The organism is Caballeronia sp. AZ1_KS37 (assembly GCF_023631165.1).
Lineage (GTDB): Bacteria > Pseudomonadota > Gammaproteobacteria > Burkholderiales > Burkholderiaceae > Caballeronia > Caballeronia zhejiangensis.
The window spans coordinates 129635-146451 of the sequence record NZ_JALQDP010000012.1; the positions used below are offsets into that span (position 1 = coordinate 129635).

Below are 16817 nucleotides of genomic sequence, written 5' to 3' on the forward strand. Positions count from 1 at the left end.
TCTGATTCGAAAAACTACGCGTCGCGCAGCGATTGCAGCGCGGGGCGCGCCAATACGCGCCGCAGGCTCAGCCAGCCGCCGAGCCCCGCGCACGCGACGCCCGCGACGATGCCCACCGGCACGAGCCACGGATTGAAATCGATATGAAACTCGAACACGCGCGCCGCCAGCACATAGCCGATGCCCTGCGCGCCGACCGCGGCCATCAGCCCGGACAGCGCGCCCACGGCGACGAACTCGGCGACCTGCACCGAGCGGATCTGTCCGTGCGACGCGCCGAGCGCGCGCAACAGCGCCGATTCGCGCACGCGTTCGTCGCGCGTGCCGGCAAGCGCCGCGTAGAGCACGAGCACGCCCGCCGCGAGCGTGAAGAGGAACAGGAACTGCACCGCGCCGATCACCTGCGCGAGCGTGCGATGAATCTGCGCGAGAATCGGCGCGATATCGATCGCCGTCACGTTCGGATAACGCGCGACGAGCCCGTCGATCACGCGTTGCTCGTCCGCCGGCAGATGAAAGCTCGTGATGAAGGTCGCGGGAAGATCGGCGAGCGCGTCGGGCGGCAGCAGCACGAAGAAGTTGACCTTGAACGAATTCCAGTCGACCTTGCGCACGCTCGTCACCGGCGCTTCGACCGGCAGTCCGGCGACGTCGAAACGCAGCACGTCGCCCATCTTCACGCGGATCGTCTTCGCGATGCCCTCTTCGATCGACACCTGCGGCTTGCCGTCTTTGCCGAACCACGCGCCTTGCGTGACGCGGTTATCGCCGGGCAGTTCGGTCGTGTACGACAGATTGAATTCGCGATCGACGAGGCGCTTCGCGTCGGCACGGTCGTAGTTGTCCGGATTCACAGCCTTGCCGTTGATGGCGACGAGACGCGCGCGCACCATCGGCGAAAGCGCGGCGTCGGGCTGGCCGTGCGTGTGCAGATAGTCGAGCACGCCGGCGCGCTGGTCCGGCTGAATGTCGATGAGAAACTGATTCGGCGCGTCGGGCGGCGTCGCGTCGCGCCAGCCCTTGATGAGATCGTTGCGCGTCATGCCGATGAGCAGCAGACACATCAGCCCGATGCCGAGCGCGGTGATTTGCAGCGCGCTCGACCCGCTGCGCCGCTCCAGCGACGCAAGCGCATAACGCCAGCCGACGCCCGCGCGGCTGCGCTCCCGCCGCACGAAGCGCGCCGCCGCCCAGAGCGCCGCGCGCGCGATCGCGCCGAACACGAGCAGGCCCGCCGCGAAACCGCCCGCGACGATGCCGCCGAGCTTCAACTCGCCCGCCGCGACGATCAAAAGCGCCGCGAACAGCAGCACGCCGACGCCATACGCGGCATGAGCGACGCGTTGCGCATCGCCAAGCTCGCGCCGGATGACATGCACCGGCGGCACGCGCGTGATCGGCAGAAGCGGCGGCAGCGCGAAGCCGAGCAGCAGCACGAGCCCCATCGCGACGCCTTGCAGCGCGGGCCAGACGCTCGGCTGCGGCAGTTCGACATCGACGAGCGAGCCGAGCCAGTTCAGCAGCACGAGATGCCCGCCGAAACCGAGCACGACGCCCGCCGCGCTGCCGATCAGGCCGATCGCCAGAAATTCGTTCAGGAAGAGCGCGCGCAGCGTGCGCTGGCTGACGCCGAGACAGCGCATCGCGGCGCAGCCGTCGAGATGACGCCGCGCGAAACGATGCGCCGCCATCGCGATCGCGACCGCCGCGAGCAGCGCCGTCAACAGCGACACCAGCGTGAGGAAGTGGCTCGCGCGATCGATCGTCTGGCGCACTTGCGGCTGGCCGTCGGAGAGCGATTCCAGCGCGACGCCGCGCAGCTTGCCGCCATCGACGTTCTCGCGCGCGAACTTCGCGAACTGCTCGACCTGGCTGTCGGAACCGGCGACGAGCAGGCGATACGTCACGCGGCTGCCGTAGCCGATGAGTCCCGTGGCGGCGATTTCGTCGGCGCGCATCATCAGGCGCGGCGAGAAGTTGACGAACGAGAAGCCGCGATCCAGTTCGCGCGTGATGACGCCCGCGACCGTGAACGTGCGCGTGCCGACTTTCACCGTGCCGCCGACCTTCGTCTTGAGCGCATCGAGCAAGGCGGCGTCGACCCAGACGGTGCCGGGCGCGGGAATGCCGTGCGCGGGCGCATCGGCGGCGTCGACGGCGGGCGCGATGCGCAGCGCGCCGCGCAACGGATAGCCCTGCGTCACGCCCTTGATCGCCGCGAGGCGCGAGAGCGGCTGCGCGGACGTCGAACTGATCATGCTCGGGAAAATCGTCGTGCCCGCCGTCTCGAGTCCGAGCGATTTCGCTTGCGTTGCGAACATCGGATCGACGGGATGATCGGCGCGCACGACGAAATCGGCGGCGATCATCTGGCGTCCGTCGCGCGCGAGTCCCTGGCGCATGCGATCCGCGAGAAACCCGACGCTGGAGAGCGCCGCCACCGCCAGCACCAGCGCGAGCAGCAGCATCGTGAGCTCGCCCGCGCGCCAGTCGCGGCCGGTCATGCGCCACGCCTGACGCATCGTCTGCATGAAACCGAGCGTGATGTGCGGATGCGAATGTCCTGCCTTACGTGCGGCCTGATCGTTCCTGAATGCGGTGCTCAATCGTGCTTGCTCCGCAGCCGGTTCATCCGATGTTCCGAGCTCGGCAGCATGTGCTTGGCCATGCGCGACACCCCGCCGTGCACGCCGCGCGCGAGCCTCGGCAGCGCCCAGCCCGCCAGCACCAGAAACGCGAGAAGCAGCACGAGAAACAGCAGCGGCACAAAGAGCGCGAGCGCGATGCCGGTGACCGCGCCGACATCCTCGGTCGCCGACGCCGCCCAGTTCGACACCGGCTCCGGCGACAGATTGATGAGCGCCCGCGTGCCCGCCTTCGCGAAATGCGATGCACCGGCGAGCGTGCCGCCCGCGAGCGCGGCGATGGTGAGCATGGCGGGATCGGCGTGGCCGAGGGAGCCGGCGGCGAGCACCGCGCCCGCCGGAATGCGGATGAACGTGTGCACCGCGTCCCACAGGGAATCGAAGGCGGGAATTTTATCGGCGAGAAATTCGACGACCGCGAGCACGCCCGCGACGCCGATCACCCACGGCGAGCCGAGCACCGCAAGCGAATCCGGCAGATGAACGATTCCCATGCGCTGGAACATGCCGGCGATGAAAACAGTGAGATACAGGCGCAGCCCGCTCGCCCATGACAGGCCCGCTGCGAGCGAAAGTGACTCAAGCATTGCCGTCTCCCTTAATGCTGCCAGCCGCCGGCGTTCGCCGCTACGGGACGATTTGCCGACTGAAAAGAGCGGTCTTTGCGGCAGATGCCGGAAGAAGCCGCCTACATCCGCGAAGATAGAACGAAAACGCGCAAAACGTTGCGCTCAGACAAATGCGGATGACCTCGAACCATTATATCCACGCAAATACGCGCGGTGCAGCACGGTTCAAGCGATTGGCGTTCCCGGCGCCCTCAGTGTCCTGACGAGAGCTTGAGCCCGATCAGCCCGGCGACGATCAGCACCGCGCTCAGGATGCGCGCCGCCGACAGCGCTTCGCCCATGAACACGATTCCGAAGACGAACGCGCCGACCGCGCCGATGCCCGTCCAAACGGCGTAGGCCGTGCCGAGCGGCAGTTGCTTCATGGCCATCGCGAGCAGGACGAAGCTGCCGAGCGCGGTGATGACGGTAAAGACGGACGGTCCGAGCCGGGTGAAGCCTTCGGACGATTTGAGACCGGCCGCCCAGGCGACTTCCAGCAGACCGGCGACGAAAAGAAGAATCCAGGACATCGAGCGACTCCCTTGAAAAATGGGGCCGTCCCCGACGAAACGATGCGCATGCGGTCGTCCGCATGGCTTAGGCGCGAAAGCCGAAGATTGTACCAAACGGGTGCATTCGCGGCACGCGCACGCGGCGCTTCGCCGCGCGGCGTGTGGTCGCGTTCCTTAAAACCATGCTATTAAGGAGAAAAGCGCCCGCGCGAGGCGCGCCTTTCGACACATCCGCTGCAAAAAGCCTGAACAAGGAGCGTTCATGGATGTCGACTCGGTCCTGCTCTCCCGCTTCCAGTTCGCGTGGGTCGTCGCCTTTCACATTCTGTTGCCGGCCTTCACGGTCGGTCTGTCGTGCTTCATCGCGACGCTCGAATTCAACTGGTGGATCACGAAGCGCGACGTCTATCGTCGCCTGTCGGCGTTCTGGCTGAAAATTTTCGCGGTGTCGTTCGGCATGGGCGTGGTGTCGGGCATCGTGATGCCGTTTCAGTTCGGCACCAACTGGAGCCGTTTTTCGGATGCGACTGCGAACGTCGTCGGCCCGCTGATGGGCTACGAAGTGCTGACGGCGTTCTTCCTCGAATCGGCGTTTCTCGGCGTGCTGCTCTTCGGGCGCAAGCTCGTGCCGCAGTGGGCGCATGTGATGTCGGCGATTTTCGTCGCGGCGGGCACCGTGATCTCGTCGTTCTGGATTCTCGCCGTCAATAGCTGGATGCAGACGCCGCAAGGCCACCGCCTGCTGCCGGACGGCCGCTTCGAAGTGGTGAGCTTCTTCGACGTGATCTTCACGCCGTCGTTTCCGTACCGGCTCGGGCACACGGTGAGCGCGTTTCTCGTGACGGCCGGCTTCGTGATTCTCGGCGTCGGCGCGATGTATCTGCGCCAGCGCCGCGCGCTCGAGGAGAGCCGCGTGATGGTGAAGATGTCGCTGATCTTTCTCATCATCATGGTGCCGGTGCAGATGGTGATCGGCGACGCGCATGGACTCAACACGCTCAAGCATCAGCCGGCCAAGCTCGCGGCGATGGAAGCGCTCTGGGAATCCGGCACGCGCGTTCCGGCCAATCTCTTCTCGATTCCCGATCAGGACGAGGAACGCAATCACTTCGAAATCTCGATTCCGGTGCTCGGCAGCATCTATCTGACGCACGACCCGAACGGCTACGTGCGCGGCCTCAAGGACTTTCCGCGCGAGGACCGGCCGCCCGTCGCGGTCGTGTTCTTCGCGTTTCACATCATGGTCGGCATCGCGCTGCTGATGTTCGCGCTCGTGCTGTGGGGCATCGTGCAGTTCGCGCGCGGGCGCATCGAGACGAGCACGCGCTGGCTGCGCGCGGCGACGTGGGCGATGCCGCTCGGCTTCATCGCGGTGATCGCCGGCTGGACGACGACCGAGGCCGGCCGTCAGCCGTGGACGGTCTACGGCATCCTGCGCACGAAGGATTCGGTGACGCCCTCGCTCACCGCCGCCGATGTCGGTCTCTCGTGGCTGCTCTATGTGCTCGCCTATCTCGTGATCTTCGGCGCGGGTTTGTTCCTGCTGCGGCGGCTCGTGCGCGTCGGGCCGGCCGAAGTCGGCCATGCGCACGAAAAGGACGAACTCGATACGAAGGCGCGCGCGGCGCGTCCGCTGTCGGCGGTATCGGCGGGCGGGAACGGCGCGACGCCCCGCGTGAGCGAGGACGACATCGTGCCGCCCGGCCGCGGACGCAAATAAGCAACGAACCGGAGAACGCGATGCTCGATCTCGTGCCGCTGTGGGCCGCCATTCTCGCGCTGGCGGTGTTCATGTATGTGCTGCTCGACGGCTTCGATCTCGGCGTAGGCATGGTTTTTCTGCTGCGCCGCGACGCCGAATCGCGCAATCTGATGATCAACTCCGTCGCGCCCGTCTGGGACTTCAACGAGACCTGGCTCATTCTCGGCGGCGGCGGATTGTTCGCGGTGTTTCCGCTCGCGTTCGCGATCATCGTGCCGGCCGTTTATTTCCCGATTCTCTTCATGCTGCTCGGGCTGATCTTTCGCGGCGTCGCGTTCGAATTCCGCGAAGTGACCGGCGCGCGCAAATGGCTGTGGGACGGGGCGTTCGGCTGCGGCTCGCTCGTCGCGACGTTCTCGCAGGGCATCGTGCTCGGCATGTTCATCCAGGGCTTCCCGATCGAAGGCCGCGTCTACGCCGGCACGAGCTGGAACTGGGTCGCGCCGTTTCCGTTGCTCGTCGGCGTGGGGCTGATCTTCGGCTATGCGCTGCAAGGCACGACGTGGCTCGTGCTCAAGACCGAAGGCGAACTGCAGGACTGGAGCCGCAAGATGGCGCGCTATGCGCTCATCGGCGTGATCGCGTTCATTCTGCTCATCAGCCTGTGGACGCCGCTCAAGGACGCGCGCATTGCCGCGCGCTGGTTTGCCTTCCCCGACAGCCTGGCGTTCGCGCCGGTGCCTGTGCTCACCGTGCTGCTCGCGTGGACGCTCTGGTCGAGCCTCGCGAAAGACCGCGACGTGCTGCCGTTCCTGTGCTCGATCGGGCTCTTCTTTCTCGCGTTCACGGGGCTCGTCATTAGCCTGTGGCCGTTCATCGCGCCGCCTTCGGTCACGCTCTGGGATGCGTCCGCCGCGCCCTTGTCGCATCAGTTTCTGCTGATCGGGACGATGTTTCTGCTGCCCGTCCTGATGATCTACGTGATCTGGTCGTACTGGGTGTTCCGCGGCAAGGTACGCGGCGACATGGGTTATCACGCGGAATAGTCAGAGCTTCTGCTGCGTGGCGAGCGACAGGAGGCGCGCCCATTTGTGCGCCTCGCCGCGATCGCGCATCGGCAGCGTCCATTCGCCGTGCTTCGCGTCCCGCACGTCGAGCACGACCTGCCACGCGCCGTTCGTTCCATTCGCCTGCCGCATGCGCGCGCCGCGCAGGTCCGCGAAGATATAGCTGCCGCGCTCGTCGCCGACGCGCACATCGCACAGACGCTTGCCCGCCGCGACCCGCACGCCGCCCCAGTCGGATTTGAGTTCGTGGGTCCAGTCGCCGTGTTCGCCTTTGCGCAGATTCGGCGCGATCTCGCGGCGGCTCGCGAGCCAGCGCATCACGCCCGCCGCGATGATCGCCAGCACGACGATCGCAACCGCCACCGCGACGCCGAGGCCGAAGTGCGCGTGTAGCGCGTCGAACGACCATATCGCGCCGTAAATCAGCAATCCTAAAACGATCAGTCCGACGACGATGGGCATCGCGCCTCCCGCACGCTCAATCGATGAGACCGCAGCGTATCACTGCGCCTTGTGCTTCGCGTTCCAGTCGCGCAGCGCCTGCAGCGTGTTGGCGACGTGCTGGTCCGGCGACAGGCTCGTGTATTCGTAGATGACGCGGCCGTCGGGCGCGATCACGTAGGACACGCGCTTGGCCATCGTGCTTTTCATCGGCATGGAGGCGTCGTAGGACTTGATGATCTTCGAGTTTTCGTCCGCCGCGACCGGAAACTTGCTGCGGCATTCGCTCACCGAAAACTTCTTCAACGTATCGATGTTGTCGTGCGACACGCCGATGACCGTCGCGCCTTCGGCCTTGTACTGATCGACCGCTTCCGCGAACTCATGCGCCTCGATCGTGCAGCCCTTCGTGAACGCCGCCGGATAGAAGTACAGCACGACCGGGCCTTTCTTGAGGGCATCGGCGAGCGAATAGTCGTACACGTTGCCGCCGAGCGACGCCTGCGCGGTGAAGTCGGGCGCGGCATCCCCGGGCTTGAGCGTCGCGCCTGCGACGAGCGGATAAACGGCCGCGGCCATCGCCAGAACAGCAGCCGCTTTCATACCGGAAAATCTTTTCATGCGCGCTCCTTTCGAAGACCTCGTTCATGCAAAGACGCCGGCTATGCGTCGTCCTCGCCCTGATCCATCCGGTGTTGCGCGAACCACGCCGCCGCTTCGAATTGCAGTTTCGCGAGCACCGCGGGCGTGAGCACGTCGAGCGATGGCTGCGCGTGCCGGCTCGCGTCGATGGCGGGCGCATCGCCCCGCTCGGCAGCCCGCGCGATGCCGAGCAGCGCGCCGAGCAAGCCTTCGCCCGCGAGAATGGCCGTGCGGATTTCGGCCGCCAGATGGAGCTTATCGAGAATTTCCACGGGCTGCATGTTCAGCACGACATGCACGAGCGAGAAGATGCCGGTCATGAACGCGGCGTCGGAAAAGGCTTCGTCGGCGGGACGCAGCTTTTCGGCCGCGAGCTCCAGGAAGCGCGCGCGCGTGCCGACGAGTTGCAGCAGCGGATCCGAGCGCCACGGCAAACCGCTGCCGTCCGCGTACAGCAGCAGCTGCGCCCAGCGCATCAACTGGCGCGTGCCGGTCGCGGCGATCGCCTCGCGCAACGACGACACGCGCCGCCCGCGCGTCTGCGCACTCGAATTCGCGAGACGCATCAGCTGCACGACGATATCCGGATTGCGCTTCAGTTCCGCTTCCAGCTCGCGCAGGCCCGGCTCGCCGGCGAGCACGGCCATGAGGCGCAGGAGCGAGCCGCGCGCCGGGCTCTCGCGCCGCGCCGAAAGCACCTGCGGCCGCGCGAAGAAATAGCCCTGAAAGAGATCGAAGCCGAGACGTTTGGCGCGCGTCAGATCGTCGAACGTCTCGATCTTTTCCGCCACGAGCAGCTTGCCGCGCCGCTTCACTTCCGCAGCGAGTAGCGGCAGATGCCGATCGTCCGCGGCGAGGAAATCGACCTTGACGATATCGACGGTCGGCAGCGCGGCATGCAGCGCGTCGTCGAGCTTCACGACGTCGTCGAGCGCGAAGCGAAAGCCCGCGTTGCGCAACTGCGCGCAGCGTTTGAATAGCGACTCGTCGAACGTGATGCTTTCCAGCAGTTCCAGCACGAAACGCTCGGGCTGCATGATGTGGACGATGTCGTCGAACAGCAGCTCGCGGTTCATGTTCACGTAACCGGGATGCGGCCCGAGCACCGCCGGCACGCCCATCTCGCCGATCGTGCGCGCGACGACATGCGCGGTCGCCTGCACGTCGTCGTGGATGCGGGCGCGATTGTCGGGGCTGTCGCGAAAGAGCAGTTCGTAGGCGACGAGCGCGCCTTCGCCGTCGAGGATCGGCTGACGCCCGACATAGACGCTTTGCCCGCGGCGCGCCGATGCCGCGCGCTTCAGGGAAGAATCGGGCATGGCGCGGACCGGTCGGATGCGCGCGGCGGCGCCGTGAAGCGTTGCGTGATGGCCGGCTCGATGGCCTTGGCTATGGCACAGGCCGGCCGCTTGGTGGATTCGATCATGGGGCGAACGAGTCGAACGGAATTCTGATGGTCAACAGCACGGCGAAAGCCCTGCGTCCGGCGGCACACCGACGAGAGAACGGGTTCCCGGCCGCAAACGCGCCACTGTAACCGAATTCTCCTGACGAGATAATATGAAACCTCATATAGACAATAACTGGACATTCTTGATGCCGCGATGCGCCCGCCGCATCCGCGCCGCCGGTTAAAGAAATCCCCGATCGCGCCGATAACTCGCCTGATAGAGCGTGTCGCGCCTCATTGCGGCACGTCCCGGCCGGAACCCGCGAGGCGCGGGTTCCGCGCGCCGCCGCCTGGCCGAAACAGCAGGCGCAGCCGCCAGAAACCAACGAGACCATGCAAGCGAACCGGATCAACGTCTCCCGCCGCGCACCGTGGCGCATCGCGCTCGATGCGCTCTCTCGCGCATGGGGAAGCGCCGCGCGCGAGCGGCATCCCGAGAGCGCCGGGGAGCCGCCCGCGCCCGCGACATCGCCCGGGGCCGGCGCGCCGGATGCGCCCGTCGCCGCCGTCGCGAATGCCCTGACCGACGCGTCCGAGGCCACGCTCGGCGCGGTCGACTTCCTCGCCCAGCTCGACGATGCGCTGCGCTTCCAGTATGTATCGGATGCGAGCATCGAGTTCATCGGCTATCACCGCGATTATCTGAGCATGCTGACGCTGCACGATCTCGTCGCATCCGAGGAAGCCGACGAGCTGCATGCGCTCGTCGCGCGGGCGCGCGTGAGCGGCAAGCTCGAATCGGCGACGCTGACGGTCGTGAAGTCGCTCACCTATCCGATCTGCGTCGAGTTGCGGCTCGTGTCGACGGCCGCGCGCGGCATGCCCGGCTTCGCGCTCGCCGCCTTCGACGTGACGCACTGGCGCGAGCGCGAAGCGGCGCTCGTGCATACGATCAATCACGATGCGCTGACGGGCCTCGACAATCTCATCGCCCTGAAGGCCGCGATCGTTGCGGCGCAGGACGAAGCCGAACTCACGCGCACGCACGCGGGACTCGTGCTGCTCGACATCGACGATTATCAGCGCATCAACCGCGCGCTCGGCTACGACGCCGGCGACGAGCTGCTGCGCGAAACCGCGCGGCGCATCCAGCATACGGCGGGACACGGCGAGCGCGTCGCGCGCGTGGCCGGCGACGAATTCGCCGTGCTGCTGCCGCCCGGCACCACGGCGGAACTCGCCGAAAGTCTCGGGCGGCGCTTGCTCACCGCGATCGCGCAGCCCTACCGGCATCGCGGGCAGCACACGCATTTGTCGGCGAGCGTGGGCGTCGCGCTGTATCCGGATCAGGCGGGCAGGCTCGCGAAAAGCGAAGCGCAGACCAACCTCTTGCGCATGGCCGATCAGGCGCTCGCGCAGGCGAAGGAATCGGGCGGCAATGCGCTCGTCTTCCACACGATCGACGACAACCCCGCCGACGCCGAGCGCCTCAAGCTCGAAGCGGACCTGTACGAAGCCGTGCGCAACGGTGAGTTCTCGCTCTACTTCCAGCCGATCACGAAGATCCGCACGGGCGCGGTGGTCGGCGTGGAAGCGCTGATGCGCTGGAATCATCCGGTGCACGGGCTCGTGCCGCCGTCGACGTTCATTCCGCTCGCGGAATCCATCGGCCTCATCAATTATCTGGGCAACTGGGTGCTGAAGGCCGCGTGCATGCAGATCGTGCAGTGGGACGCGATCGGCATCCGGCTCGATTACGTGTCGGTGAACGTGTCGCCGCAGCAGTTCCGCGACAAACGATTCACCGCCGCAGTAAAAGAAGCGCTCGCGCTCACCGGCATCGACGCGCGGCGGCTCGTGTTCGAGATCACCGAAAGCCTTTTGATGCACGATCCGGAGGAAGCGACGCGCCTGCTCGAAACGCTGACGACGATCGGCATCCGCTTCGCCGTCGACGATTTCGGCACCGGCTATTCGAGCCTCGCCTATTTGCAACGTTTTCCGCTCTCGAAGCTCAAGATCGACCGCAGCTTTGTCGAGAACCTGATTACGTCCCGAAACAATCGCGCGATCGTGAGCGCGGTGGTCGGGCTGGCGCAATCGCTCGGACTGGAGCTGGTGGCCGAAGGCGTCGAAACCGAGGCGCAGCGGGATTTGCTCGCGGACCTGGGATGCGACCATATTCAGGGCTGGCTCATCAGCCATGCGTTGCCGTCGGACGAGCTGGCGCGCTCGTTCCAGTCGCATTCGCTCGTATTGCACGAGACATTATGAACGGACGATTGTTCGTGTTTTAATCGAAGCACGCGCCGTAACTCCCTAATAACGTGTACATTTCGTTGTTGGGTGCTGGATTGCAGGACCGCCTCGGGTTAGCCGTCGCGTAACGAACGAGTTCTTATTTTTTGCAATGGCACGCACCAAGGCCGAACTACTGGACAAGCTGTGGTCGCGCATGAGCGAGCGCGGGGATTTCCCCATGCTGTCTCAGGCGCTGCGCTCGACTGTGTCCGCAATGAGCGATGACGACCTCGACTTCACGTCCCTCGTGCAAGTCGTGCTGTCGGACGTCGGCCTCACGCAGAAGGTGCTGCGGCTCGCCAACTCGGCGATGTACATCGCGTTCGGCGGCAACATCACCACCGTCACGCGCGCGTTGATGGTGCTCGGCATGGACGCCGTCGGTCATCTCGTCGTCGGGTTGAAGCTCGTCGACCACTTCCATCAGAGCGCGCCGCGCCGTATCGACGCGAAGCTCGAACTGAACCGCACCCTGCTCTCGGGCGCGGTTGCGCGGCAGCTCACCGAGCACAAGGACTTGCGCTCCGCCGAGGAAGCGGTCGTCTGCACGCTGATGCGGCAGATCGGCAAGCTGCTCGTCGCGTTCTATCTCGAACACGAGTGGGATCAGTTGCGCCGCAAGGCCGCTTCGGAAAACATCCCCGACAGCGCCGCCTGTGCCGCGCTGCTCGGCGTCACCTTCGACGAGATCGGCCTCGAAGCGGCGGACCGCTGGCGTCTGCCCGAGACGATTCGCGAAGGCATGCGCGCGACCGATCCGAACGCGCCCGTCGATGAAACCGTGCCGAAGCACGTTCGCTGGCTGCGCGCGATCTCCAACTATTCGACCGAAGTCGCGGACGCGCTCACGGCGCAAAACGTGGCCGCGGACGGCCGCGAATCGGTGCTCTTCGATATCGCGAACCGCTACACCGGACCGCTCAACACCGACGCCGACACGCTCACGTCGATGAGCCTCGCGCTCGCGAACGAAGAAGCGAGCGACGGCGTGATGCGCGAGATCTCCGAGCTGCAGGCCAACGCCGATGCCATGGCGCGCGCGAACGTATCGGCGGAGGCGCGCATCGGCGCGAGCGTCGCGGACTTGCGCTCGTTGCCGTCGAAGAATGCGCTGGCGCCCGCGCTCGCGCTCGCGTCGGAATCGATACTCGGCAGCCTGCATCTGTCGCGCACCGTGGTGTTCGTGCGCCAGGCCAACAACGAATTCCACGCGCGTCTCGGCCTCGGCGCGGGCGTCGAGCCGATGTTGCCGAAACTGCGCTTCTCGGCGGAGTTCCGGCCCGACGTGTTTCATCTCGCGATCAGCAATCCGGTCGGCATCTTCATCGAGAACGCGCACGACGCGCGCATCGACGCCCGCCTGCCGCGCTGGTACAAGGAGACGCTCGGCGAAGCGCAGGCGTTCGTCGTGCTGCCGGTGAAATCGAACGATACGACCGTCGCGCTGATCTACGGCGACTGGACCTCGCCGCAACACGTGCGCAAGATCTCGCCCGCCGAGATGAGCGCACTGAACGAGCTCACGAAGGAGCTGAGCCGTTTTTTCTTTAGCGCGAACTGGAAGGAAGTCGAGCTCATCTGAGCGGCTTCCTTCTTGCGCGCAGACCCCTTCCTCCGCCTTATTCCCGCTTCAGAATCGCCACGGCCTGCTCGCCGTATCGCACGATATAGCCGCCGTGCGCGCGCTGCCATTCGCGTGCTTCCGATTCGTTCGCAAACCAGTTCTTCTCGTAGTCGTTGAACGCGCCTGCGTCGAGCCGATAGCGGTCGATCGCCGCGTCCGGCTGTTCGTCGATGTGGGATTTGCACGCGTCCCAGCCTGGGTAGCCGAGTTCGACGGCGAGCATCGCAAGCAGATGCTTCAGTTGCAGATCGTCGCGCATCGCGTGCAGATCGGCGAGGCGTTTCGCGCGCGTGACGTTCGTCGCGAGCAGGCGGCGCAGAACGGGCATCGACGCGCTCGTATCGCCGTCGCGGGCGTGACGAAGCAGACGCCGCGCATGTTCGCGCAGATAGTCGCTATTGGAAACGGAAGAAGAGATCGGACAGGATGTAGACCACATGACGTTGTTCCTTTGTTGCGCCGTTCTCGCTGCGGCTATAAAGGTTCGACGTTGCGGTTCGATCCAAAGTTGAGGTGCTGCACGGCAGGTGCGTAAGACTTTCGCGAGACCGGGCGCCCTGCCGCGCCCGTCCGCGATTCTATCCTCAAGCCTTGCGTCAGGCCAACTGGAATTTTCCGACGAGCGACTTGAGCGCGCGCGCCTGATCGTCGAGCGATTGCGCGGCGGCCGCCGCCTGTTCGACGAGCGCGGCGTTCTGCTGCGTGTTCGCGTCCATCTTCGTGACGGCCTCGCCGATCGACTCGATGCCCGTCTTCTGCTCCGCTGATGCCGCCGAGATCTCGCCCATGATGTCCGTCACGCGGCGCACGGCCTTGACGACTTCCTCCATCGTGGCGCCCGCTTCCTGCGCGTAGGTCGAGCCGTCCGACACGCGCGACACCGATGTATCGATGAGCCCTTTGATCTCCTTCGCCGCCGACGACGAACGCTGCGCGAGACTGCGCACCTCGCCCGCGACGACCGCGAAGCCGCGTCCCTGCTCGCCCGCGCGCGCCGCTTCGACCGCCGCGTTCAGCGCGAGGATGTTGGTCTGGAACGCGATGCCCTCGATCACGCCGATGATGTCGCCGATGCTCTTCGCGCTCGCATCGATGCGCTGCATCGTTTCGACGACGCGGCCCACGACCGCGCCGCCCTTCTCCGCGATCTCCGACGCGCTCGCCGCGAGCGTGCTCGCCTGCTTCGCATTGTCGGCGTTCTGACGCACCGTCGACGTGAGCTGCTCCATGCTGGCCGCGGTTTTTTCCAGCGCGACGGCCTGCTCCTCGGTACGGCGCGACAAGTCGACGTTGCCCGTTGAAATCTCGCTCGATGCCGAAGCGATCGCCTCCGCGCTCGCCGCGATATCGCCGACGGTCGACGACAGCCCCGCCTGCATTTCGGAGAGCGCGTGAAGCATCGACGCGTCGTCGCGACGCTTGAGCTTGACCGGATACGCGAGATCGCCCGATGCGATGCGACGCGCGATGTCCTTCGCATAACCGGGCTCGCCGCCGAGCTGGCCGGCGAGACGCCGCACGACCCATTCGGAGACGACGATCGCGAGCGCGAACAACGCGAGCGTCAGCACCGACACCATCACGAACGACGAATGGAAGATGAACGCGGCGGATTCGATCGTCGCCTTGGCTGCGGCGCCGCGGCGCGCGACGAGTTCATCGACCATCTTTTCGAGCTTGCCCGTTTCGACGAGCAGCGACACGTCCTGCATGCCGACTTGCCAGTTCATCTGCGAGAGATCGAGCGGTTGCTCCTTCACGAGCTTCACGAACGTCCGCAGATTCTCGGCCCACTTGCCGAGCGCGATCGAGAAGTTCTTTTGCTGCGCGAGCGCGTCCTTGTCGGCGTGATCGATGTATTGCGCGAGCTGCGCCTGTTCACGTCCGATTTCGGCGAGCGATTGCTCGATCTGCGCGCCGAGATCGTCGCGCTCTTTCGCCGTGCTCGCGGTGAGCAGCATCTTCTGCGACCGGCTCGCGCGCAGCAGATAGCCGCGCGTTTCCTCGGCCGCGCGGCTCGCGACGTAGCCTTGCGTGTAGATGGATTCGGTCGCGCCGTTCAGACGGCTGATCTGCGTGAGCGAAATTGCGCCGATGACGAGCGTGCCCGCGAGCACGAGTCCGAAAGCCAGCCTGAGCGATGCCTTGACTGATAGCGTGCGCTTCGCTTCGTCATGCGCCATGAAGCCCGCGTCTTTTGCGCCGCGTAGCGAAAACAGTTTCATCGATCGAATCCCCGAATTTGTTCTTTGGACTTGGCCGTCGTGAGGCGTGTCCTGGTCTGATCCCTGCCGGGAATACGGCAGGTTTGCGGGCTTTCTTGAGCCTTTTTTTAGCAGGAGCGCACGTTCGTTCGCTCCGCCGTCGCTTCTTATAACCGGCCAAAAAACCTTGCGTGCGACGAAATCGCAGCTTGATTCGCTGCCGATCCTGTCCGATTCGCGACAAAGCTTGGCAGGACAACGCGTCGGGGACAGCCTACACTTGTCAGAAATTCAGTCTGCGCATAAATGTCGCACTGACAAAAGATCGATTCCGAGACGCTTTCCTGCTTTCACAAGCCATCACTATGCAAACGAGCATCGACAAGGGCGCTTTGTCGCCTTCCGGCGCATCGGCCGGCGCTTCCGCCAACGCTTCTGCAAACGCTTCCGCCGCGACATCAGCGGGCGCGCAACGCACCGTTTATTCCGTTCTGGGCGCGATCAGCTTTTCGCACCTTTTGAACGACATGATCCAGTCGCTGATTCTGGCGATCTATCCGATGTTCAAGAGCGAATTCGCGCTCACGTTCGGACAGATCGGCCTCATCACGCTCGTGTATCAGGTGACGGCTTCGCTGCTGCAACCGCTCGTCGGCCTGTACACGGACAAGCATCCGAAGCCGTATTCGCTTCCGGTCGGCATGGGCTTCACGCTGTCGGGTCTCTTGCTGATGTCGGTCGCGGGCAGCTTCGGCACGCTCTTGATCGCGGCGGCGCTGGTCGGCTGCGGATCGTCGGTGTTTCATCCGGAATCGTCGCGGGTGGCGCGCATGGCGTCGGGCGGCAAGCACGGTCTCGCGCAGTCGCTCTTTCAGGTCGGCGGCAACGCGGGTTCGTCGTTGGGTCCCTTGCTCGCCGCGCTGATCGTCATCCCGCACGGGCAAAAGAGCATCGCGTGGTTCTCGGTGGCCGCGCTCGTCGCGATGTTCGTGCTGGCGAATATCGGCCGCTGGTACAAGCGTCATCCGGCGACGAAGAAGGGCCGCGCGCAGACCGCGCACGCGACGCTGCCGCGCAACAAGGTCGTCATGGCGATGAGCGTGCTCGTGCTGCTCGTGTTCTCGAAGTACTTCTATCTGGCGAGCATCACGAGTTACTTCACGTTCTATCTGATCAGCAAGTTCGGCATCTCGGTGCAGGCCGCGCAGATCCATCTGTTCGTGTTCCTCGCGGCGGTGGCGGCGGGCACGATCATCGGCGGTCCGGTCGGCGACAAGGTCGGGCGCAAGGCGGTGATCTGGGTGTCGATTCTCGGCGTCGCGCCGTTCACGCTCTTGATGCCTTACGCGAACCTGTTCTGGACGGGCGTGCTGTCGGTGATCATCGGGCTCGTGCTGGCATCGGCGTTCTCGGCGATTCTCGTGTATGCGCAGGAACTGATTCCGGGCAAGGTCGGGATGGTCGCGGGCTTGTTCTTCGGATTCGCGTTCGGCATGGGCGGCGTGGGCGCGGCGGTGCTCGGGCATCTCGCGGATGCGACCAGCATCGATTATGTGTACAAGGTTTGCGCGTTCCTGCCGTTGCTGGGCGTGTTGACGGTGTTGTTGCCGAAGACGCATGAGGGGAAGGCGAAGGCCTGAGCGCACGCGATGACGATCACAACGGGCACGCCGGACCG

Annotated in this window: 13 protein-coding genes; 5 read left to right on the top strand and 8 right to left on the bottom strand. The window is 65.3% G+C overall.

Annotated elements, in window-relative coordinates:
• Nucleotides 1-14: 14 nt before the first annotated feature.
• The 3 genes from NCS00_RS09530 to sugE all read right to left on the bottom strand — a co-directional run bounded on the left by NCS00_RS09530 (nucleotide 15) and on the right by sugE (nucleotide 3786).
• A complete protein-coding gene (locus tag NCS00_RS09530; protein ID WP_409014117.1) occupies nucleotides 15-2531 on the bottom strand; it encodes an ABC transporter permease in 2517 nt (838 codons plus the stop codon).
• A 71-nt stretch (nucleotides 2532-2602) separates the two neighbouring features.
• Complete coding sequence (locus NCS00_RS09535; RefSeq protein WP_008341929.1) at nucleotides 2603-3232, bottom strand: DUF4126 domain-containing protein; 630 nt, start codon at nucleotides 3230-3232, stop codon at nucleotides 2603-2605.
• 233 nt (nucleotides 3233-3465) lie between these two features.
• Nucleotides 3466-3786, bottom strand: coding sequence for a quaternary ammonium compound efflux SMR transporter SugE (gene sugE, locus NCS00_RS09540; RefSeq protein WP_008341930.1), 321 nt, complete (start codon nucleotides 3784-3786; stop codon nucleotides 3466-3468).
• 244 nt (nucleotides 3787-4030) lie between these two features.
• Here sugE and NCS00_RS09545 point away from each other — a divergent pair, with 244 nt between their 5' ends.
• On the top strand, nucleotides 4031-5488 hold the full coding sequence (locus NCS00_RS09545) for a cytochrome ubiquinol oxidase subunit I (protein ID WP_250439972.1): 1458 nt from the start codon (nucleotides 4031-4033) through the stop codon (nucleotides 5486-5488).
• A gap of 20 nt (nucleotides 5489-5508) precedes the next feature.
• Nucleotides 5509-6516 carry a cytochrome d ubiquinol oxidase subunit II gene (gene cydB / locus NCS00_RS09550; protein WP_034473035.1) on the top strand — a complete coding sequence of 336 codons (1008 nt, stop codon included), beginning with the start codon at nucleotides 5509-5511 and terminating at the stop codon, nucleotides 6514-6516.
• Here cydB and NCS00_RS09555 read toward each other — a convergent pair whose 3' ends face one another.
• From NCS00_RS09555 to NCS00_RS09565, 3 genes are read right to left on the bottom strand one after another with little or no spacing between them, the layout of a single operon-like run.
• Nucleotides 6517-6999: a hypothetical protein gene (locus NCS00_RS09555; RefSeq protein WP_250439974.1), complete on the bottom strand. Its 483-nt coding sequence runs from the start codon at nucleotides 6997-6999 to the stop codon at nucleotides 6517-6519.
• A 39-nt stretch (nucleotides 7000-7038) separates the two neighbouring features.
• Nucleotides 7039-7599 (bottom strand): peroxiredoxin, encoded by a 561-nt coding sequence (locus NCS00_RS09560; RefSeq protein WP_250439975.1) that lies wholly within the window; start codon nucleotides 7597-7599, stop codon nucleotides 7039-7041.
• 41 nt (nucleotides 7600-7640) lie between these two features.
• On the bottom strand, nucleotides 7641-8939 hold the full coding sequence (locus tag NCS00_RS09565) for an EAL and HDOD domain-containing protein (RefSeq protein WP_008341935.1): 1299 nt from the start codon (nucleotides 8937-8939) through the stop codon (nucleotides 7641-7643).
• Between the two features lie 464 nt (nucleotides 8940-9403).
• Here NCS00_RS09565 and NCS00_RS09570 point away from each other — a divergent pair, with 464 nt between their 5' ends.
• Nucleotides 9404-11284: a putative bifunctional diguanylate cyclase/phosphodiesterase gene (locus tag NCS00_RS09570; RefSeq protein ID WP_008341936.1), complete on the top strand. Its 1881-nt coding sequence runs from the start codon at nucleotides 9404-9406 to the stop codon at nucleotides 11282-11284.
• A 136-nt stretch (nucleotides 11285-11420) separates the two neighbouring features.
• A complete protein-coding gene (locus tag NCS00_RS09575; RefSeq protein WP_008341937.1) occupies nucleotides 11421-12893 on the top strand; it encodes an HDOD domain-containing protein in 1473 nt (490 codons plus the stop codon).
• Between the two features lie 37 nt (nucleotides 12894-12930).
• Here NCS00_RS09575 and NCS00_RS09580 read toward each other — a convergent pair whose 3' ends face one another.
• Nucleotides 12931-13374 (bottom strand): hypothetical protein, encoded by a 444-nt coding sequence (locus NCS00_RS09580; RefSeq protein ID WP_250439977.1) that lies wholly within the window; start codon nucleotides 13372-13374, stop codon nucleotides 12931-12933.
• Nucleotides 13375-13531: 157 nt separating this feature from the next.
• Nucleotides 13532-15160 (bottom strand): methyl-accepting chemotaxis protein, encoded by a 1629-nt coding sequence (locus NCS00_RS09585; RefSeq protein ID WP_008341939.1) that lies wholly within the window; start codon nucleotides 15158-15160, stop codon nucleotides 13532-13534.
• Nucleotides 15161-15504: 344 nt separating this feature from the next.
• Here NCS00_RS09585 and NCS00_RS09590 point away from each other — a divergent pair, with 344 nt between their 5' ends.
• Complete coding sequence (locus NCS00_RS09590; protein WP_008341940.1) at nucleotides 15505-16779, top strand: MFS transporter; 1275 nt, start codon at nucleotides 15505-15507, stop codon at nucleotides 16777-16779.
• Nucleotides 16780-16817 lie beyond the last annotated feature (38 nt).